The organism is Halomonas campaniensis, assembly GCF_002211105.1.
Classification (GTDB): domain Bacteria; phylum Pseudomonadota; class Gammaproteobacteria; order Pseudomonadales; family Halomonadaceae; genus Vreelandella; species Vreelandella campaniensis_A.
This window is the reverse complement of record NZ_JPUA01000028.1, coordinates 46853-67337: the sequence shown is the minus strand read 5'-3', so window position 1 is coordinate 67337 and position 20485 is coordinate 46853. Positions and strand designations below refer to the sequence as shown.

The 20485-nt window shown below is 51.8% G+C and carries 17 protein-coding genes; 6 read left to right on the top strand and 11 right to left on the bottom strand.

Annotation, left to right across the window (positions count from 1 at the left end; translation table 11 throughout):
• Both JI62_RS10565 and JI62_RS10560 read left to right on the top strand, forming a co-directional pair.
• Positions 1-1115: uroporphyrinogen-III C-methyltransferase (locus JI62_RS10565; protein WP_240513212.1), on the top strand; the 1115-nt coding region annotated here is incomplete at its 5' end.
• Positions 1112-2389 (top strand): heme biosynthesis HemY N-terminal domain-containing protein, encoded by a 1278-nt coding sequence (locus tag JI62_RS10560; RefSeq protein WP_088700119.1) that lies wholly within the window; start codon positions 1112-1114, stop codon positions 2387-2389. The genes JI62_RS10565 and JI62_RS10560, both read left to right, overlap by 4 nt.
• 59 nt (positions 2390-2448) lie before the next feature.
• Here JI62_RS10560 and mscL read toward each other — a convergent pair whose 3' ends face one another.
• Positions 2449-2976 carry a large-conductance mechanosensitive channel protein MscL gene (gene mscL / locus JI62_RS10555; RefSeq protein ID WP_088700118.1) on the bottom strand — a complete coding sequence of 176 codons (528 nt, stop codon included), beginning with the start codon at positions 2974-2976 and terminating at the stop codon, positions 2449-2451.
• 419 nt (positions 2977-3395) lie between these two features.
• Here mscL and JI62_RS10550 point away from each other — a divergent pair, with 419 nt between their 5' ends.
• Positions 3396-4298, top strand: a complete 903-nt coding sequence (locus tag JI62_RS10550) for a LysR family transcriptional regulator (RefSeq protein ID WP_088700117.1) — start codon at positions 3396-3398, stop codon at positions 4296-4298.
• Positions 4299-4406: 108 nt separating this feature from the next.
• Here the strand turns inward: JI62_RS10550 and catA are convergent, their stop codons facing one another.
• From catA to JI62_RS10520, 6 genes are all read right to left on the bottom strand, one after another.
• Positions 4407-5381 (bottom strand): catechol 1,2-dioxygenase, encoded by a 975-nt coding sequence (gene catA / locus JI62_RS10545; RefSeq protein WP_088700116.1) that lies wholly within the window; start codon positions 5379-5381, stop codon positions 4407-4409.
• Between the two features lie 66 nt (positions 5382-5447).
• Entirely contained in the window at positions 5448-5738 is a 291-nt protein-coding gene (gene catC, locus JI62_RS10540) for a muconolactone Delta-isomerase (RefSeq protein WP_035565030.1), read from the bottom strand.
• A gap of 58 nt (positions 5739-5796) precedes the next feature.
• A complete protein-coding gene (locus JI62_RS10535) occupies positions 5797-6915 on the bottom strand; it encodes a muconate/chloromuconate family cycloisomerase (RefSeq protein WP_088700115.1) in 1119 nt (372 codons plus the stop codon).
• 572 nt (positions 6916-7487) lie between these two features.
• On the bottom strand, positions 7488-8318 hold the full coding sequence (locus JI62_RS10530; RefSeq protein ID WP_088700114.1) for a 3-keto-5-aminohexanoate cleavage protein: 831 nt from the start codon (positions 8316-8318) through the stop codon (positions 7488-7490).
• Between the two features lie 111 nt (positions 8319-8429).
• Positions 8430-9932 (bottom strand): SLC13 family permease, encoded by a 1503-nt coding sequence (locus JI62_RS10525; RefSeq protein WP_170938533.1) that lies wholly within the window; start codon positions 9930-9932, stop codon positions 8430-8432.
• A gap of 429 nt (positions 9933-10361) precedes the next feature.
• The gene (locus tag JI62_RS10520; RefSeq protein ID WP_041157349.1) at positions 10362-10838 is read right to left on the bottom strand and encodes a MarR family winged helix-turn-helix transcriptional regulator; all 477 of its coding nucleotides are present in this window, start codon (positions 10836-10838) and stop codon (positions 10362-10364) included.
• Positions 10839-11008: 170 nt separating this feature from the next.
• On the opposite strand from JI62_RS10520, the gene JI62_RS10515 reads away from it, so the two are divergent.
• Complete coding sequence (locus JI62_RS10515) at positions 11009-12025, top strand: AraC family transcriptional regulator (protein WP_088700113.1); 1017 nt, start codon at positions 11009-11011, stop codon at positions 12023-12025.
• A gap of 22 nt (positions 12026-12047) precedes the next feature.
• On the opposite strand, the gene JI62_RS10510 is transcribed toward JI62_RS10515, so the two are convergent.
• From JI62_RS10510 to JI62_RS10495, 4 genes are all read right to left on the bottom strand, one after another.
• A complete protein-coding gene (locus tag JI62_RS10510; protein WP_240513211.1) occupies positions 12048-13112 on the bottom strand; it encodes a TRAP transporter substrate-binding protein in 1065 nt (354 codons plus the stop codon).
• 71 nt (positions 13113-13183) lie between these two features.
• Complete coding sequence (locus JI62_RS10505) at positions 13184-14161, bottom strand: 3-hydroxybutyryl-CoA dehydrogenase (RefSeq protein WP_088700112.1); 978 nt, start codon at positions 14159-14161, stop codon at positions 13184-13186.
• A 24-nt stretch (positions 14162-14185) separates the two neighbouring features.
• The gene (locus JI62_RS10500) at positions 14186-15292 is read right to left on the bottom strand and encodes an NAD/NADP-dependent octopine/nopaline dehydrogenase family protein (protein ID WP_088700111.1); all 1107 of its coding nucleotides are present in this window, start codon (positions 15290-15292) and stop codon (positions 14186-14188) included.
• Positions 15293-15503: 211 nt separating this feature from the next.
• The gene (locus tag JI62_RS10495; RefSeq protein WP_240513210.1) at positions 15504-16913 is read right to left on the bottom strand and encodes an APC family permease; all 1410 of its coding nucleotides are present in this window, start codon (positions 16911-16913) and stop codon (positions 15504-15506) included.
• A gap of 699 nt (positions 16914-17612) precedes the next feature.
• Between JI62_RS10495 and JI62_RS10485 the strand changes: the two genes are divergently transcribed.
• Both JI62_RS10485 and JI62_RS10480 read left to right on the top strand, forming a co-directional pair.
• The gene (locus JI62_RS10485; protein ID WP_088700109.1) at positions 17613-19100 is read left to right on the top strand and encodes an aldehyde dehydrogenase family protein; all 1488 of its coding nucleotides are present in this window, start codon (positions 17613-17615) and stop codon (positions 19098-19100) included.
• A 275-nt stretch (positions 19101-19375) separates the two neighbouring features.
• Positions 19376-20284 (top strand): helix-turn-helix domain-containing protein, encoded by a 909-nt coding sequence (locus JI62_RS10480; RefSeq protein WP_088700108.1) that lies wholly within the window; start codon positions 19376-19378, stop codon positions 20282-20284.
• Positions 20285-20485 lie beyond the last annotated feature (201 nt).

Genomic DNA, 20485 nt, shown 5'->3' with positions numbered 1-20485 from the left:
GCGGCAGCGGCAGCGGCAGCGGCAGCGGCAGCGGCAGCGGCAGCGGCAGCGTCCAGAACGGTGGCAGCAAAAGCGGTGGTGGTAAAAGTGGTGGCCTCGCGATTGCCTTGGTGATTATTCTGGCGATTGCCTTGGCGTTCATCGCCTGGCAAGGCTGGCAACGACTGGAGAGCCAGCAGCAGCGCCTCGACGAAGTAGCCCAACAGGCTGAAGGGAGCGCCTCACAACAAGCGGTTAGCGACCTGGAATCACGCCTGGACAGCGGCGAAGCCGAGCGCGATGAAGCGTTGCAGAGCACTCTGGGCGACCTGCGTGATGAATTTGACAGCTACCGCAGCGATGTTGATGAGACCCTAGGCCAAGTGCTGGATCAGCTCTCTCAGGAGCAGGATACCGACGAGCGCGAGTGGCTGCATGCCGAAGCCGCCTACCTGCTACGTCTGGCCAATCAGCGCCTACAACTGGAAGGCGATGTTGATGGCGCGGCCGCACTGCTGCGTACCGCCGATGCGCGCCTAGTTGATGCTGATAACCCAGCATTGACGCCCGTACGCGAAGCCATTGCCAATGAGCTAGCCGCGCTGGACGCCGTGCCCCAGGTTGACCGTACCGGCCTCTACCTAGCGCTCAATGCCCAGCAGGAACGTATCTCCTCTCTGCGACTCTCTCAAGAAATTGAGGAGCAAGCGGTAACCTCCAGCATCGAAGAGCCGCCGACCGGCACTTTCCAGCGCCAGCTGGCGCGCTTTGGTGAAGAGCTTAAAGACCTGGTGGTAGTTCGCCATCACGATGAAGCCCTGGAAGCGTTGATTACGCCAGAGCAAGAGTCTTACCTGCGTCAAAGCCTGCGTTTAGTGCTCGAACAGACCCAACTGGCCCTGCTCAACGAAGAGAAAGAGCTTTATGACGCCAGCATCGACAAAGCCCTACAGCTTTTGAACGACTACTACGACACCACTCGCGAAGAGACACAAAGCGTTATTGCCCGCCTTGAAGAACTTAAGCAAGCCGAGGTAAAACCCGAGCTGCCCGATATCAGCGGTTCACAGCAGGCACTTGCTCGTTTTATCGACAACCGCTATGAGACGCGTGGCCAAAGCGGAGGTGATTCATGAGAAAGCTTGTTCTCCTCATTGTCGCAGGCCTCGCCGTCGGGGCGCTGTTTGGGCACCTGATGATGTCGGTGCCCGGCTATTGGCTGATCCGCGTGGGTGACTCCTCCATCCAAACCTCCTTCTGGTTTGGACTGGTGCTGCTGTTTGCCGCCTTTATCGTCCTACACTTCGTACTGCGCCTGCTCAGCGGCATTATTCGGCCCATGGGGCGTTTTCGCAGTTGGAACAGTCGTGCCCGTAACCGCCGGGCCATGCAGCGCACCGTGCGTGGCCTGGTAGCGCTTACCGAAGGGCGCTGGAAAAAAGCCGAAAAAACCCTGGTTAACGCCGCCGATGATTCCAGCACACCGCTGGTCAACTACCTATCTGCCGCGCTGGCGGCCCATTACCAGGGCCACCACGTGAAATCCCAGGAGCACCTGAATCAGGCGCAGCTCACCACCGACGGTGCCGATACCGCCGTTGGCCTGATGCAGGCGCAAATGATGATTGAGCGCCAACAGCCGGAAGAAGCGCTGGCGATTCTTAATCGACTGGATAAGCAGCTCTCCAACCATCCGCAGGTGCTCAAGCTACTCAAGCAAGTGCATTTAAGCGTCAACGACTGGGAAGGCTTACGGCGTTTGATTCCACGCCTGGCGGCGCAGAAGCTGATTACTCAGCAAGAGCGTGAGCAGTTGGAGTTTAAAGCCTATCGCGAACTTATCGTGTTTGAAGCCCAAAACCCCACCAATATTGAGCGGGTGCGCGGCTTGTGGGCGGATATGCCGGACTACCTGCGCGGCAATACCGAGCTGATCGTGCTTTACAGCGAAGCGCTGATTCAAGCCAACGAAGAGCCGATTGCCGAACGCTTGCTCAACCATTCGCTTGATCACCACTGGGACGCGCGTTTGGTGAAACGCTACGGCCTGCTGAACGTGAACGCTGCTCGCCAACTCGTTAAAGCCGAAAAATGGCTGCAGGAGCGCCCCAACGACCCAGAGCTGCTGCTCGCTTGCGGCCGTCTCTCGCTGCGCATCGGCCAGTGGCAAAAGGCACTAGAGTATTTTGAAGCCAGCCAGCGTCAGCGCCCCAATGGCGAAGTGTGTGCGGAGCTTGCGCGCCTCTATGCCAGCCTGGGCGAGCATAATAAGAGTCAGCTCTACTACCGTCACAGTGTCGAAATGCTGGCTAAATCACTGCCGTCGCTACCGCAACCCAGCGATGCCAACGACAGCAAAAAGCCTGACAGTAAGCAAAAAGAGAGTAAAACCATTAAGAAAAGCGCCTAGGTTGCTGCTGGTATAATGTGAAAGGGCGCCACTTCAGCAGTGGCGCCCTTTTTAGTGGCTCAAGGTTTGGCAGGTGGCATTTGCGGTGGCGCAGAGGTAGCTTCAACCGGTGCATCAACCTCCGCTGGCTGTTCCAGCATTGCCGTGCAGTGACCACAGCGAGTGGCTTTGATCGGCACTACCATTAAGCAGTAAGGGCACGGCTGCTCCGTAGGACTCGCAGGCGCCACCGCCTCCTCGCGCTTTAATCGGTTAATGGTGCGTACCAATAAGAAGACCACGAAGGCGACAATCGTAAAGCTGACCACCGCATTGATAAAAAGCCCGAGGTTTAGCGTTACCGCCCCTGCGGCCTGGGCATCCGCCAGCGTCGCATAAGGGCCGCCCACCGCCCCTTGGCGTAACACCACAAACAGGTTGGAAAAATCCACACCGCCCACCAGCAAGCCAATCAGTGGATTCATCACATCCGCCACCAGGCTCTGCACAATCAGCGTAAACGCCCCACCGATAATGATCCCCACCGCCATATCGACGACGTTGCCTTTTACCGCAAACTCACGGAATTCCTGGAAGAATTTTGCCATTTTCAAACGTCCTAACGTTTTTTAGCTACCAATTAGAGTTTCATTAGCCAATGAAAAGCATGGGCGATGATGTATTTGGCGGCAAGTGATTTCCTTTCGGCTCGATACTAGACATTATAAAGCGTTGAAGCCTCTTCCTCGTGCAACTATGTGTCAGCAACTGGCCACAAGACGATTCGTTGCTGAAAGCTCAGCGAATAGGCGTACACGGCTGCTCTATCCCTCTTGTTACTATCTTGCATTACTAAAAACCTTAGACGCATTTAGCTTTTCAAGCGCATAAATACTGGTAGCGTTATAGCGCCTCACCTAGCTAACTGAGCAGATTGCCCTGTTGCTTGAGCAATGCAGCCTGATTGGAAGCCACAGAAGGTAAATGCCACCATTAGTTAAGAATTTACTCATATTTTGGAGTTCTTATGGAATTACGCCACCTGAGGTACTTTTGCGTTGTCGCTGAAGAGCTTAACCTGACCTGTGCCGCTAAGCGCTTGCATATGTCACAGCCACCACTTTCGCGCCAAATCAAACAATTAGAACAAGAGGTAGGGGCTGAACTGTTTGAGAGAAGCTCACGAGGCCTTCGCTTAACATCATCGGGTATATTTTTTCAGCAGCGTGCTTTAGAAATTTTAGAGAAAGTCGACGTCACCATTGATACAACACGCCACATGGCACGAAGCAAGCGAACGCTATTTGGCATTGGCTTTGTCCCCTCTATCTTTTATGGGCAGATTCCAATGCTGGTTCGCGACTTGCGTCAAATTGAGAATGTAGAAATATCATTGACAGAGCTTACGACCATACAGCAAGTGCAGGCGCTTAAAGCGGGTCGTATTGACATGGGATTTGGACGTCTTCGCATTGATGATCCGGACGTAGAGCAAGAGATACTCTTCAATGAGCCATTTATTGCAGCCCTTCCTAGCGGGCACCCCCTAGAGGGCACTACGCCTACAAGCGAAGAATTGGCACGCTATCCACTCATTCTTTTCCCAGCTAAACCACGCCCTAGCTTGGCAGATATGGTACTGGGTATTTTCCGCCGTCAAGGCTTAAAGGTTGAGGTCATACAGGAAGCGAACGAAGTCCAGACAGCACTTAGCCTCGTCGCCTCTGGCATCGGTATTACGCTGGTACCTGAGGAAGTAAAACGTGTACAACGAGATGGTATTTCTTATGTAGCATTGGCGGACAAGACAATTACCTCACCTGTTGTCTGCAGCCGTCGCCGAGGTGAAAAATCATCACCTCTCATGAATGAAGCGACCACCATTTTACACAAGCTTGTTGATGATCGCTTCATGGGCCGCTACCCATAACCTAAGATATTCAATGGGGTATGGCTTCTTTGGCGTTTGTCATTATCTCTACCGAACACAGCCCGTCTGTAAAGCCCTTCAAGCATTTAAAGGTACTTAACGAGACTATTAAACCTTAGCGGTACCCGCCAACTGACTAGCGAGATCCTGTTCGTCCTCTTTGGCCCGTGGACGGGCGTGGCGTACCTGCAGCTCGGGAGCTTCGGTTTGGGCCAGCTCCACATCGAACACCACGTGGGAGAACGGGCCATCCAGATCACGCTTGGCAATCTCGGCCGGATCATTGATCCGTTCGGCGGGGACGACCAGCTCTTCACGGGTGGCAAAGGCGAAGTCATCAAAGGTGTAAGGATCGCCGGCCAGATTAATTTGGGTGGTCAGATGCTGGTGACCGGGTGCGGAGACGAAGTAGTGGATATGCGCCGGACGCTGGCCATGACGGCCCAGCGACTTGAGCACTACATCGGTCGGAGCGCCTTCGGGCACGCCGTAGCCGGAGGGGATAATGCTGCGCGCGGTGTAACGACCATCGCTGTCCGCATAGATCGTGCGGCGCAGGTTGTACTCCGATTGAGAGGAGTCAAAGAAGGAGTAGCCGCCCTTGGAGTTGGCATGCCAGATCTCGACCTTGGCACCAGCAATCGGCGTGCCGTTCACGTCGCGCACTTGGCCGGTCAGCCACATGGTCTCGCCGTCGTTGTCCTGGCCGTCGTCCAGACGGGCAAAGCCTTCTGCTTCCGGGGCACCCGCCACGTAGAGCGGGCCTTCGATGGTGCGCGGTGTGCCGCCGGTACGCTTGGCTTCGGCATCGATCGCGTCCTGGCGCATATCGAGAAAGTGGTCAAATCCTAGTCCTGGCGAGAGCAGCCCGAACTGGGTTTGGCTACCCAGGGCATTGAGCAGGTTAACGCCCGCCCAGTACTCTTCTTCAGTGACATCGAAGTCGTCGATCAGCTTGAATAGGTCGCTGACCAGTCGATGGACGATTTGCTTGGCGCGGTCATTGCCACCGGCTTTGTCAAAGCCAGCAACGGTTTTGATGAAGTCTTGAACTTCGGGCGTGTCGAATATTTTTACGGCCATGGTGAAACCCTCTGTTTGTTATAGGATGTTGTTTTATCAATATGAACTGGCGTGTTAAGTAAATAATTAGCTGTCGTCGTCGCGCACCGAAGAGGGGTGACGACACAGCGGTTTGACGCTGATCTCCATATAAGGGAAGAGCGGCAGATTGCTGACCAGCTCTTGCAGCTCAGCATTGTCCTCCACGTCGAAAATACTAACGTTCGAGTAGCTACCCGCTACCCGCCACAAGTGGCGCCATTTGCCCTGGCGCTGCAGGTCTTGGGAATACGCCTTTTCCGTTGCCTTGATCTTGGCTGCCTGCTCGGCGGGCATGTCGGGCGGCAACTTAACGGTCATCTCTACTTGAAACAGCATACGTCTCTCCTCTTGCATCGCGGGCGAACGCAAACGATGGTTCTATTTACCGTGGCGTTTATTTACGCGAGTAGTGAGTCAATTTACCTTCATCCAAGGTGACACCCAGCCCCGGCCCTTGCGGCAATTCCACTCCAAACTCGGTGTAGTTGAGGGGCTCAACGACGATGTCGTCTTTCAGCAGCAGTGGGCCGAACATTTCCGTACCCCAGGCCATTTCCGGCAACGTCGCCCAGGCGTGTAGAGAGGCAGCCGTGCCAATGGTGCCTTCCAGCAGGGTGCCGCCATATAAGCCAATGCCAGCCGCTTGGGCGACGTGAGCCAGCTCAAGTACCCCGTAAATACCGCCGGATTTGGCGATCTTCAGGGCAAAGGCACCATTGAAGCCGCCGCAGACGAGATCAAGTCCGTCGCGGGCATCCTGAACCGCCTCGTCAGCGAGCATTGGCACATTGAAGCGGTTAGCCAAACGGACTAGACCGGCGTGTTCACGGGCAGCGATGGGCTGCTCGATTAACTCAATACCAGCATCCTGCAGTGCCTGAATACCGCGCACCGCGGTCGACTCATCCCAGGCCTGATTAACATCAACGCGCACACTGGCTCGATCACCCAGCGCTTCCTTGATCGCCGCCACATGGCGCACGTCCTGATCCACAGGGTTAGCACCAATTTTTAACTTAAAGTCGCAGTGCCGACGCTGCTCTAAGCGCAGCATGGCCTCATCAATATCTTTGGCGGTATCACCGCTGGCTAGCGTCCATAGCACAGGCAAGTGATCTTGGCGTGCGCCGCCCAGCAGCTCGGCGACGCTCAATCCCAAGCGTTTGCCCTGAGCATCCAACAGAGCCGTTTCTAAGGCAGATTTGGCGATCATGTTGCCGCGTGCATGGCGGTGAAGCCGAGCGCGCAACTGGTGAACATTGTTGGAAGGCTGGCCGACCAGCAGGGGGGCTAGGTAAATATCAATATTGCGCTTAATGCTCTCCGGGCTTTCTGGGCCGTAGGCCAAGCCGCCAATGGTGGTGCCTTCGCCGAGCCCTTCGATACCGTCGGAGTGGCGCATGCGCACAATCACCATGGTTTGGCAGGCCATAGTGGTCATGGAGAGTTTGTGAGGACGGATGGTCGGTAGGTCGACCAATAGCGTCTCAATATGTTGGATGACGGTTGACATGCAGGCTCCAGCGTCTGGCAATCGTTGACTAGGCTGCAGTTTGGTAGCATCTGATTTTAGAAACCAATATTGTTTAAGTGCCTTTCCATACCGTAAAGGTATCGCCAACCCAGCATTAACATTGCTGTTTAACGCTCATTTGTAGCTGCGGCTTAAATTAAACCGTGCAAAACAAACTAAAAATAAATCCCCTCAAATTCCGACAGATTAAAATTCAGTAAAATCAAATTACTACAATAAAGATTAGTACAGCTTAACGCTGCACCGCTAATCACTAAATGAGCATGGATGCCTTAAATAACGAAATGAGAAGTGCCGTAGCGCTTCAGCCGTTAGCCCGATACGACAGCCATTTGCCGCGGCCGCTAGGGTTCTCAACCACATCGCGCTACAAAATACTTTTACGACAAAAGGATAATGCTGGCTACTTTATGGAAAATTACCAGTGACTACTGACATATCGCGAAGTAAGTGGCCCTCTTTGTCACCTTAAAGGCGACTGCACAGCAATTCGATGATGCTTGAGTATGTTTCCTCACTCATCGATGGGTAGTGGGTAGCAGCTAACATTCTCACGCATTTCTCAACCCAAGCATCTCACGGGCCTGCTGCCAGGTAGCTACCGGGCGCTCATACCTTTCGCATAAGTCGACGGTACGCTCGACCAACGCCGCGTTGGAAGGCGCCAGCGTATTACTGTCCAGGCGAACGTTATCCTCAAGCCCGGTACGCGTATGACCGCCTGCAGCAATCGACCACTCATTAAGTACGTATTGATTGGCGCCGATGCCTGCGCCACACCACTGTGCATCCGGCGCTAGCCGCTTGAGTGTCTCGATATAGAAATCAAAAGTCGGCTTGTCCGCTGGCATCGAATTCTTAACGCCCATGACAAACTGCACATAGAGCGGTGCTTTCAGCTTTCCCTGCTTGGAGAGTGCAACCGCCTGATGGATATGCGATAGATCAAACGCTTCGATTTCAGGCTTAATGCCATACGTGAGCATCTCATCCGCAAGCCACTCCACCAGCTGCGGCGGATTCTCGTAAACGCGATTGGGGAAATTATTGGAGCCCACCGAGAGGCTGGCCATATCAGGCTTCAGCGGGAGCATCCCACCCCGGGCTTCTCCTGCCCCGGAACGCCCGCCGGTGGAGAGCTGAATAATCATTCCGGGACAGTGCTTCTTAAGCCCCTCCATCAGGCGGCCAAACTTTTCTGGGTCAGATGAGGGGGTTTGGTCATCGTTGCGCACATGGCAGTGGGCGATGGTAGCCCCTGCTTCGAACGCCGCCTGGGTGCTCTCAACCTGCTCTTCTACCGTAATCGGTACGGCAGGATTGTTCTCTTTGCGTGGCAGACTGCCGGTAATGGCGACACAGATAATACAGGGCTGGGACATGGAAGCCTCTTTGTTCTTATTGCGAACACTAATTTGCATAACGAACACTTTAGGCCGGATATCTGATATCGTCAAATCAGACTGGCTGCCAACGACGTTGGCAGCCACGGTTTAGAAAGAGACATCGAATACCAAAGGGACAATGGTGTAGAGCGCGACCATAATCACCAGCAAACCGATGACGTTGAGCCAGATACCTGCTCGGATCATGCTCTTGATTGGAAGATCCCCTGTTGCGAAAGCCACTGCATTGGAAGGTGTAGCCACCGGCAACATAAAGGCGCAGCTCACGGCAAAGGTAACCACGATGGTCATCAGAAAAGGTTCGATACCCAGTCCCACGGCAATAGATCCCATAATCGGGAAGAAGGCAGCCGCCGTCGCCGTGTTACTGGTTAGCTCGGTCAATAGGATAATGACGATAGCAGTGATGGCTAGGATCAGAATCGGAGGTAAGTCCGATAATCCCGAGACGCTCTCGCCAACCCACGCACTCAAGCCAGTGGCGGTGAACTGGGCAGAGAGTGTTAGGCCACCGCCAAACAAAATCAGTACCCCCCAGGGCACGTCTCGGGTAGCCGACCACTCCAGCAACGCCCCTTTTCCATTAGAGGCAGGAATCACAAACATCAGAATCGCCGAGAGAATCGCCACGCTGGTATCGTTGATGTTACCCAACCAAGGCAGCGCACTCTGCACGACAGGAATTCTCGCGATTAACGGCAGGAATACCCAGCAGAACACTGCCCCGGCAAAAACCATCAATACACGTGACTCTTCAGGCGATAGTCGGCCCATTCCCTTGAGCTCTGTCTCGATCATCGCCCGGCCACCCTGGATGCTCTCGACTTCCGAGCGGAACACCAGTTTGTTAAGCACAAACCAAGCCAGCATTAGCATGGTGAATGAGAACGGCACACCCACCAGCATCCAGTGGCCAAAACCGATGCTAAGCCCGTGGGTGCCTTCCATGTAGGCCCGCATTAGCGCCATCGGCGGCTGGCCGATCAATGTGGCCATGGAGCCGATGGTGATGGCATAGGCAATGCCCAGTAGCACAGAGGCAGAAAACTTGGGCGTGTCATCACCGTTACCCAGTGACTTCACTAGCGCAATGATCGAGCCTCCAATGGGCACCATGATCACTGCGGTGGCGGTATTGCTCACCCACATAGTGATAAACCAGCTAGCGAACATCAAACCAAAGACGATTTGAGCCGGCTTAGTACCCACGGTGAGCACCGTCAGTAGCGCGAAGCGGCGATGTAAATTCCAGCGCTGCGTTGCCAAGCCCAGCAGTACGCCACCCAACACTAGAAAGACAATGCTATGGGCATAGGGCGAGGCGGTCTCACCGACCGTGGCAATATCGAAAAAAGGGAACAGTACAAGCGGCAACAGCGACGTGGCAGGAATGGGTATCGCCTCTGTCATCCACCAGGTGGCCATCAGCATCGCAATGCCTGCCACAAGACGAGCATTGAAGGCCAGCGTTTCAGGCAACAGGAAGAAAACACCCAAGCCAATGACGATACCCATCACAAGTGAGATTGGCTTAAAAGCAGAGGCTTCAGCATAGGGCAGCTGTTCAACGGCCCCTGTGTTATGCGACATGATCGTTTTACCTGCATAGCAATAACGGTGCAGGTGAGTGTTACGTTTGAAGTAACGCGCTACCAATACCTCTCAGGTTGATATGCATACCTAATTGAGTAAATTGGCATGAATGCAGAAAACCACATATAGCCAATAAAATCAGTTATTTAACCATAAAATGGTTGTTATTTTCGTACTTAACCTACTCGTAACTTTCACAAGAGATAGGGAATATCCTGCTTAATTACGACGTATAGTTTACGACTAATGGATGAGCTACTGTGAAAGCGTGGCAATTTCACTACCCGCGTGACGTTTAAGCACAAGCGCTAAGCAGAAGTTTGAACAAAAAGGAGTAGTTCAGGAAAAGGCAGGGCTATTGATAGCCCATAGGAAAAATGTAAGTACTTTGCCGCGATGACAGTAATTCCAGCGTCCCTCTAGACCTTAAAGCGCGTTTAAGTTATGAAACATCCTACTCAAGCACTGATTGATATAAACAATGTCCTGTTTACTGAAATCGGCAAAGGCTTTTTCCACCAGACGGCTAGTAACTTGCCGCGCAATATCCAACTTCGCCTCACCCGCCTCGGTAAGCTCTACTTCAGTGACGCGACCATCCTGCGGGCTGGCTTCTGTTTTAAGCAAACCCGACTCTTGCATTCGGTATACGATTTTGGTGATAGTTGACAATTTTGCAACAGCGTGTACTGATATATCCGACATGCTAAGGCGCCCATGTTCATGTAGGATCATGAGAATGCGCCACTTAGACGAACTGAGTCCGAGTGGTTTCAGTAGTGTATCGACATCAGCGCTGTATTTAGCATTCAGCCTCGCGACCCAATAAAAAGGAAAATCACGCGAGCGAAATTCATCGGCAAGAGGAAAAAAGGAAGACGATAATTCATCCTTGTCGACCATAAGAAGCACGCCATCCAAAAAAAATAGTGGATTATTCTAGCATATATCCATCCGAGTGTAAGCGCCTGGAGCCTCTAGGGATAGTGCATGGCATCTACTGGCCCAGCAGATATTGCCTCGGCTTCACACCCCAAAACCATCACCTGCTTGGTGCATTGTTGAGGTGAACCATGGGTACAACACCGTTTCTGCTGCAGAAGCACGCTATTCTGCGCACCGATTCACAAGAGATCATTCGTGAGCATGTTACCCACTACCTGTGCCCACATCGCATGCGTTTATTTGACGGCCCGCGACTTGCCTCACGCTTAAGTGCGGTCAGTTTCGACCAATTGGCTATTATCGAACTGCAGTATGGTGCCAATGTCGAAATTGACCCTGTCGAAGAGTCGAACGTTTACCTGTTTCGTATCACTCTCGAAGGTCAGGGAACCATCGTATACGCTGACCGTCAGGTGAGTATGGTTCAGGGAGGTATTACCGTCACTTCCCCCTGTCAACGCGCCCTCATCCAAACCTCTCCGAACTGCCATAACATCATCGTTCGAGTACCGCGCCATCAGTTGGAGCAACGCTTGTCGTGTCGGCTCGATCAACGCATTGACCTTCCGATCATCTTTGACCACTACTTTCCCGAGCACTATCCCGGCACGGTTTTTCTGCTGGATACCATCAAGTATTTTGCCCGTCTCACCGACTCTCTTCACCAGCAAAATGCCCCGCGCCAGCAAATCAAGCTGATGGAAGAGTACTTATATGACAGTCTGCTGGGGCTGTTCATGAACAACTACAGTCAGCGCTTGAGTGGTAACCCTTCTCCTCTCCCACACTATGTAAAAAGCGCCAAAACCCATATAGACCAGAACCTCAAGCTGGGTATCGAGCTCGAGACACTGGCCTCGATGGTGGGGGTATCAAAGCGCACGTTGCAGTACGGCTTCCAGCAATTTATTGGGCTCTCACCCAAAGCCTATTTTACTCAGCAACGCATGAAGAGTGTGCACCAGGCGCTGCTTGATGCCCCTCGCGGTCATCGCGTCACCGACGTCATCATGCAACATGGCATCAACAGCCCTGGCCACTTCTCTGCACAGTACAAGGAGGTCTATGGGGTGACCCCCGTGCAAACACTGCAGTCAAACCGCGAACATACTACTGGTAACGAATTGGCCAACGTCTGGCCCTGAGCTACTGTCGCCTCTGCTCTTTTTATTCAGCCTCGGTACGATACTCCTCGATCAGCTCCTGCATTCTTTCTGCAAAGGCGTACGCGGGTAGGCCTTGCTGCTCTGCATCCGACAGGATAGTTTCATTGACCGGCGCGAGCTGGTCATCCCAACGGCTAGCCTCATCATCGTCAAGTGCTATCACTTCAACCCCCTCTTCCTGCTGCGCCCACTCAAGTGAACGCTGTATATGCTCATCAAGATATTGACCGGTGAAGGTTGCCATCTCCGGCGCCAACTCCTCGATAACCGCCTGTATATCAGCAGGGAGCGCCTCCCACTTCTCTCGCGACATCAGCGCTGCAAAAATGGTGTTAGTTAAGGGGTAATCGGTCACGTACTTAGCCAAACGCGCGAACTGCATATCCATTAGCACTTCCCGGGACGCCGCATACCCATCGATAATCCCAGATTGAAGTGCCTCGCCAGCATCGGCCTGCGACATACCGACTGCTGTTACCCCCAATGCATCCAGCGCCCTGGAGTTATCGCCGGAAATTCTGATTTCCAGCCCATTCAGGTCTTCCAGTTGACGAATCGGTTCAATGGTCTGGAAATAGGCAGGCTCGGAGGTAAAGGCCGTGATGACCTTGAACTCTTCGAGTTCGGGCATCTGCTCACCAAACTCTTGAATCAGTTGGTAAGTCATGCGGCTGGCTATTTCTGAATTGACGTCCTGGCCGGTCAGGCTTCCGGCCAAGTTGATCAGGGGAAAACGGCCCGGCTCGTAAGAGGTGGCTGAAAGCCCTATATCCGCAACACCATTCAGCACACCATCGTACATGTTGCTGGCTGTGAGCAAGGAGCCCCCGGGGAAGAGGTCGACTTCGACACGCCCATCGGTACGTTCATTGAGCTCTTTCGCCCAGTGCTCCATCTGAACGGCAGGAAAGCTCTGCGCTGGAGCAAAAAAAGCGTAGCTGAGGGTAATCACCTGGGCGTCGTCGCTAGGCTCATCGGCTACCCCCTCCTGTGCATCGCTACACCCCACCAACGCCATTGCAGCGATTAGTACGGTTAACGCTCCCACCTGTGTACTGGTTTTCATTATGGCTATCCTCGGCGAAGGCCTACAGGAACAGCATGGTTTCCTATAGGCGCTTTATAGGCTGTGAAGGATTAATAACGGGTAGTGACTGTCGGCATCAGCTCAAGCAACTCAAGACGCTTTAGAAAAGCGTCGGAGCGCTGCCTTCGGTAGTTCGACAGATCGACCCCTGAGTAGTCGAAGAAGCCCACGCCATCTTGGAATCCTCGACGCATCTCTTGCATATTCCGGGTAATAACCTCAGGTGACTTGAAGCGGTTATCCAGCTTGTCGCACAGGTAGTTGGAGGCGTAGAAAAGCGTATCGCCACCGCCCCAATCGATGAACTCCAGCACTCCCAACACCGAATAGCGCAACCCCAGCCCAACCCGAATGGCCACATCGATATCCTCGGCGCTAGCAACGCCCTCCTCGACCATACGCGCGGCTTCGTTCATGAGCAGCACCTGCAGGCGGGGAATAATGTAGCCCGGCGCCGCCTCGCACAGCACCGGTACTTTCCCTATCCCTTTAAGCACCGTGAACAGCGCATCAACATAGCGCTGCTCGGTATCCTTGCCCCGACTTACCTCCACTAAGGGCATCAAATGGGCAGGATTTAGCCAGTGGGCGTTCATAAACCGGGCCGGATGGCTAACCATGCAGGCGAGTTCGGTGACCAGAAAAGTGGACGTGGTCGATGCGATAACAGCCTCTTTATCCAAATGTCGGCTTGCCCAGGCCAGCCCTTGCTGCTTAATCTCGCTGACTTCAGGCAGCGCCTCGAAAGCCAAACGGCTTCCCGCCACCATCTGCACCTGCTGGTCATCCACGATACGCAGTTGCTTCACCATTGAAGCGATCTGCTCTTCCTGAATGAGCTGCTTCTCCTGAAGATACTTAAGCTCCGTCACTAGTCGACTGCGAGCCTGCTCATAATAGTGCTGACGCTCTTCAGGGCTGCGTGACTTGAAGTCGATCAGCACGACCTCCTTGCCAGCCAGAATAAATGAGAGAGCAATACCTTCTCCCATTCTTCCTGCTCCCAAGACGATGATGTTGTCCTGCATGATGCGCTCTCCTCTATCGGTAGGTCAGGCCTGAATGCCATACGTCAATAAAGAGCGCATCTGCGCCAGGGAGAGCGAATCCAGTCCCAGCATTTCCAGCGTTCGGCCTTGGGCATAGAGATCTTGGCCGGTGATCGCCGAAGCAATGCTCAACAGCCCCTCCGCTACTGGCGTGGGTTGCCCCGCCCAGCGGCCAACCGATACGATGAAGGAGAGCCCCATTCGGGTGTCCTCCAGCATGTAACGGTGGCTATGAAGGTCGATGTTCTCTCGCCAGTCGCCACTATCGGTCAGTTTGCCGTGGGCGCCCCGGCCATACATCCACTCCTCGCCTTCGGAGGCGTAGTGGTTGGCAAGAGGAAAATGAGAGGGCTGGTAACCCAGCCTTTCGCGCACCGCGATACGCTCATTGTCTAGCGCGGTGGTCACGCTTCGGATAGAGGGCTGGGTTCCTTCGTTGTGAATATCCCAGGCATCAAAATGCTCCAGCGGCCCCGCATTCATCATAATTAAAGGCGGATGGATAATAGGGCCAGCGTTCATTAAGGCGCCACTGAGGCCATCTTCGATGGGTTCAACGCTGGGGTAGGCTTCCCGCAATACAGAGAAGGCGTGTGCTGACAGTTCGCTGGGGAAGACGCCGGTAGGGAGCCGGGTTGCATAAACGCTGATGACTACCTTATTAGCACCGTGTTTACGCGCCAAATAGGGGAGCGTTCCCGTTTCACAGTAGGCCACTTGGCTGTCGTTACCCGCTTTTCGCATCGCTCGGTGGAACAGGTAGCTGCCGAATGTACCTGGGGGTAGAAAGACCACCTGATCATCCCGTAGTAACGGCCCCAGTTGGTCGGCTAGCGTGTCATGGGAGGTGGCGGGTAACGGCACAATGATTAGCTCCGCCTGTTGCGCCGCCTCCGTTAGGCTATCTGTTAGAGATAATTGATCCTTGTGAGTACCAATCTGAATACGCCGTTCACCTTGCGCATCCTTGACGACCAAATAGCCCAATTGACGCAACTCCTGCAGAGCATTGCCATCCCGCCGCCACAATGTCACGTCGAAACCTTTCTCCACCATCTCGATGGCTGCGGCGTAGCAGCCATGTCCACCGCCAATAACACTGACTTTCATGCTGATCTCCGTTTCTTGTTAACACCTTCAGGCGTCGTTAAACGGTACAGTCACCGGGTTACTGACGGATATCCACAATGCGCAACCATTGTTCATAAAGCGCAATGAATGTGCTTTCGTTGGCTTCAAAGTGACAATCAGGCTCGCCAGGCTAAACCACAGAAAAAGACAGACATCATCGATAATGTTGCGCTTGAAGTTTGAGACCAGCCTATTCGGGGGTGAAAAGCCCTTTCTTCATATATAGCTTGACCCATAATACAGCGATGATACTAATGACTAGCAGAATACTTCCCGCAGTAATGTAAATTTGTTGTGTTAACTCAGGTGTAGGGGAGTTATTAAATGCAACGTAACCCATCCCGATAATTCCCAGAAATTGTGGCACAGGGAAGAAAGGGCTTTTATAAGGACGAGGTAATTCTGGATAGCGAATGCGTAAAACAATGACATCAACATGAGCTATGATATAAGCCAGTAACCAACTAGTAGATGCTGAGATAACCAGTACGATAATAAAATCAATACTCATCGTCATCATGAATATAGAAACCATAAGCGACATGAACACAATGGCTACCCATGGGGTTCCGAACCGCTTGCTGGTTATTTTTAACTGCGGGAACGATTGCCCATTTTCTGCCATACCCTGTAGCATGCGTGAAACACTGGCAAGAACTGTATTGACAGTGCTACAAGTCGCTGCAATAGCCATTACAGTCGCAAAGAGAAGACCTGCCTTCCCAAAAACAGCATTCGCATAATCAAGATAAGGAATAGGTGTTCCGGTTAGCGTTTCGGGAGTTAAGTACTTGGATGCCCCCCAGATAAAGAAGGTATATATACCTAGCATTATACATAATGACAGAATCATTGCCCTAGGAATATCCCTCTCTGGCTTTTTGACTTCATTTATCATTGGACAAACAAATTCAACGCCTACAAACATCCACATCGCGAGGGAAATAAGCCCAATGGTATCTACACTTAATGCCTTTTCTAAGTCCCAAGTAAGTGCTGAATTTTCCAGCACGGGGTACGGTTCGGCGATCCCAGTGACAGCTGTTAATCCAATAGTTATCAATGCACATACTAGAATGAATGCAAAGAAATTTTGCGCCTTAGCGAATACATCTGTACCCAAAACATTGGTAATTGTCAAAGCAATCAAGATAACAAATGGTATCAGCATCGAGGGGAACAAACCGGGCAATAACTCATTCAATATCGCATCTACCAGAAACATCTCGGCAGGAATCCCTAGCACTCCCACAACGACGTAGCCTGCATATACTGCCAGAATTGCAGGAAAGTGCCCGATTGCTTTTTCGGTATACGTACCTAACGTTCCAGCATGCGGGAACATGAGCGACAGTTCAGAGAAGGTCATAGCATTGAAAAGAGAAAGGATGAACGCAATAATAACTGCTGCGACAAAGGCTGCCCCTCCGATCCCTACACCCTGCAAGGCCGACAGCATTGACCCCTGAACTATAACTAAGCCAATACATATAGAGATCATCGTAATGAAGCCGAGACGAGACCTCTTTCGAGCCTTCCCATCTACAAGGGGGCTATAGTCGCCCGCCATTCCTGATTTAGGGCTGTCTACTTTATTCATTTTTCAACCTCACGAACCAAAAGGCAATTTGTTGAGCATTGTTAGATAAAACCACGGTCTTTATATGCTCATATGCGAACCTTTTTTACTTGCTCTTTTCTGCCAGAAATTTGAATTATTGTGACAGATCCGCCTTGGTAACAGACCAAGCCTTACACTCTCTATATGCAATTATATTTATTTAGCGTATCAGAAGTAGCAGCCGAATCATCTGAAATATTAAAAATTTTATCGCAACAAGTGCTGTGATTTCCATTCCTTCTGCGCTTCCATCGGTTTCGCTAACCCCATACCTTCTGACAGTGCAGCCAGGAAAAAAAGACGCATTAAGTCGTTTAAAGTTGTACGCTGCCCTCAGAGTCTGCATCCGCCCACACTTAATTAACATGAGCTTCAAAAATTCCCTCTCACTAGGTTAGGCAGCCATATACAACAAACTTGGCAGCCACAATCAATTTTTCGATTGCGAATTAAGGATGTAATAGAGCTTACGACGATCCGTTCAGCGCAGCTTCAATGTAGCTACGAGATTCGGACTACAGCGCTGATCTGTGCGCGGTGAGAACCATGATTCTTGGCATCTTGGTATCGTTGCCACTTGAGCTAATTTTTTACGATCAGACAAAGGGGCTTCACGGTCTGATTGACTAACGACTGTTACCTTAACTTTGAACTATCTCACATTGTCCAGGAGCCCTCATGAACGAATTACAGCTTTTGCCTCAGGTTCGAGACTTTCTTCAACAAAACCACGCCCACTTTATTGATGGCCAGTACTACATGGGCCACCCCAATACTAGTATCCCGGTTATTAATCCGGCTAACGAAGAAGTGATTACCGAGATTGCTAGCGCCAGCATTGCCGATATCGAAGCTGCCATCTTTTCGGCCCGCAGTGCGTTTAAAGGAAGCTGGGCAAAGACCTCTCCTTATCAGCGCGGTGTGGTTCTTAACCGCTTGGCCGATCTTATCGAAGCAAACGGTGAGGAACTGGCCCAGCTGGAGACCCTTTGCTCAGGTAAAACCATTCATCTATCGCGATTGTTCGAAGTTAGCCAAAGCGCGATGTTTTTACGTTACTTCGCTGGCTGGGCGACCAAAATTAACGGCGAAACTATGAGCCCTTCTTTTCCCTCCATGGCTGACGAGAAGTACACTGCTTTTACCCGTCGCGAACCAGTTGGCGTAGTAGCAGGCATCGTGCCGTGGAATTCGTCTGTGATGATCGGTGTATGGAAAATCGCCGCCGCGTTAGTCACCGGCTGTACTATCATCATCAAACCTAGCGAATTTACACCGCTGACAATGCTACGTTTGGCACAGCTAGCGGTAGAGGCCGGCTTACCTCCTGGGGCGTTTAATGTGCTCAATGGAGCAGGCGGGGTCGGTGCGGAACTGATTAACCACCCGCAAGTGTCTAAGGTCTCTTTCACCGGTTCAGTGCCGACCGGCCTTAAAGTTGGCCAAGCTGCAATGGCGGCTAGCCTTACACGTGTGACATTGGAACTGGGAGGGAAAAACGCAGCTGCATTGCTGCCGGATGTAAATGTCGATGCGGCTGTTGAAGGCCTAATACAAAGTGGATATGTACACCAAGGTCAGGTCTGCGCGGCGCCGGAGCGTGTGTACGTACCACGTGAGCGATTACAAGAGGTGGTCGAGAAATTCAGCGCTGCTTTGGAGCAGATGACGATCGGCTCTCCACTGGATGAAAGTGTCCAGTTCGGCCCGCTGGCCAACAAACCGCAGTTCGACAAAGTTATGGAGTGTTTGCAGGTCGCTCATCAGGAGAGCAAGGTGCTATTTGGTGGTAAAGCACTGCCCCAGCTTGGTTACTTCGTAGAACCAACCCTATTGCTGGCGCGTAACTCGCAAGATCGAATGTTACACGAGGAAACCTTCGGCCCAATAATCACCCTGTTAGCGTATGACGACATAAATGAATTACCTGCTTTGATCAATGATTCGCCTTTCGGATTGACTGCCAGTGTTTGGAGCAACGATCTCTCCGGCGCACTGCGCCTAATAACTGAAATTGAAGCAGGTACGGTGTATGTCAACATGCATACTTTTATCGACCCCGCAGTGCCGTTCGGAGGTATCAAGGCTTCGGGTACGGGGCGAGAATTTGGCAGCGCATTTATTGAGGACTATACCGAAATTAAATCTGTAATGATTCGCTACTGAAGCCTTGCCATAAGGTTGACGCCTCACTGGCGTCGACCTTCTTTTACAGTTTAAAAGTGAAAACTGTATATTATTAGGCAATAAAAACTATGAACAAACATGATTTAAATTTAATATATAGAGTATAAATAGACTAAAAATAGCTAATTTTAAAAACTTTTAAGGCGACTATTTCTCAGGACTTTGAAGCTTAAACAGCAACTTAACCTAGCATTCAACATTGCTGATAAAGGTTTTCCTTTTAAACTCTAATCCCTTCAAGAAGTGGATCCTCCATGCCTATTGCATTCCATCACTGTACAGATGTAACCGAGCATGCCACGTGGTTACCTGGTTGGCAGCAGGAGTTTGACCAGATTGACGAAGGAAGCTTTGCTGGGGAAATCATTGATATAAGCGAGCAGGGAATAAGACTTTTCCGCGAAAAAGCCAACCTCGCCGTCTCGCAATTAATGCGTTTCCCGGAAGATCAGTGGCATTTAGCCATGCCACTACGATGGCCTAACAATTCACTCTTTCGCTCTGATGCCATTACGGTACTGCCGCGTTGTAAAGAGTTTTTGGGGATATCACCAGCTGGCTACGACTTGATCGTGGTCTCGATAGACCTTAACCGCCATAGCTGGCTAGAGCAGAATGCAAAAAAATCCCGAGTGCTCGTGGTTACACCGGATTTATTCAAGATGGTCAAGCAGCAGTGGTGGGCATTGACAGAGCATTTAAGAGCCTGCGGAGGAGAAGCCACGCCATGCGCCCAGCAAGCTATAATGTGCCAGCTCAAGGAGGGTATCGACTTGTTACTGGAGTCACCATCGTGCAATGTGGTGTCTGATGACAGTAGCAACTACCGCACTCGTCGCTATATAGTGGATCGTTGCCATGCACTGTCCAAGATGCATCCAGACAATCCGCCTTCGATGATGGCGCTTTGTCATCAACTCAATATCTCACGACGCACACTACAGTATAGTTTCCAGGCTGAGACAGGCCAGTCTCCGGTGCATTATCTCAGAGCGCTACGCCTCAATGCAGTGCGTCGCAGCCTGATGAGAGACCCTACCCTTTGCTTGGCTGATGCGGCAGCACAGCAGGGTTTTTTTCATCAAAGTTACTTCAGCCGCGAATACCGTCGCCTATTTCTCGAGCTTCCCTCTGACACTCGCAAGCGAAGCCAGGAAGCATAAGAAAGCGCAACACATCGATTAACAAATAATCAATCATATAAACAATGGAATCGATAATTATCTCCGCTACCAGTTGGAAAAAACTTATGTCACGGCAACGCGATACCTGATAAGCCCGGTGTTGTGCTTGGCCATTGTGCTCTTAACTCTGAATCCCTGTTAGTTATACATTTTAACTTACAAAGCTCCGAATTATTTTTA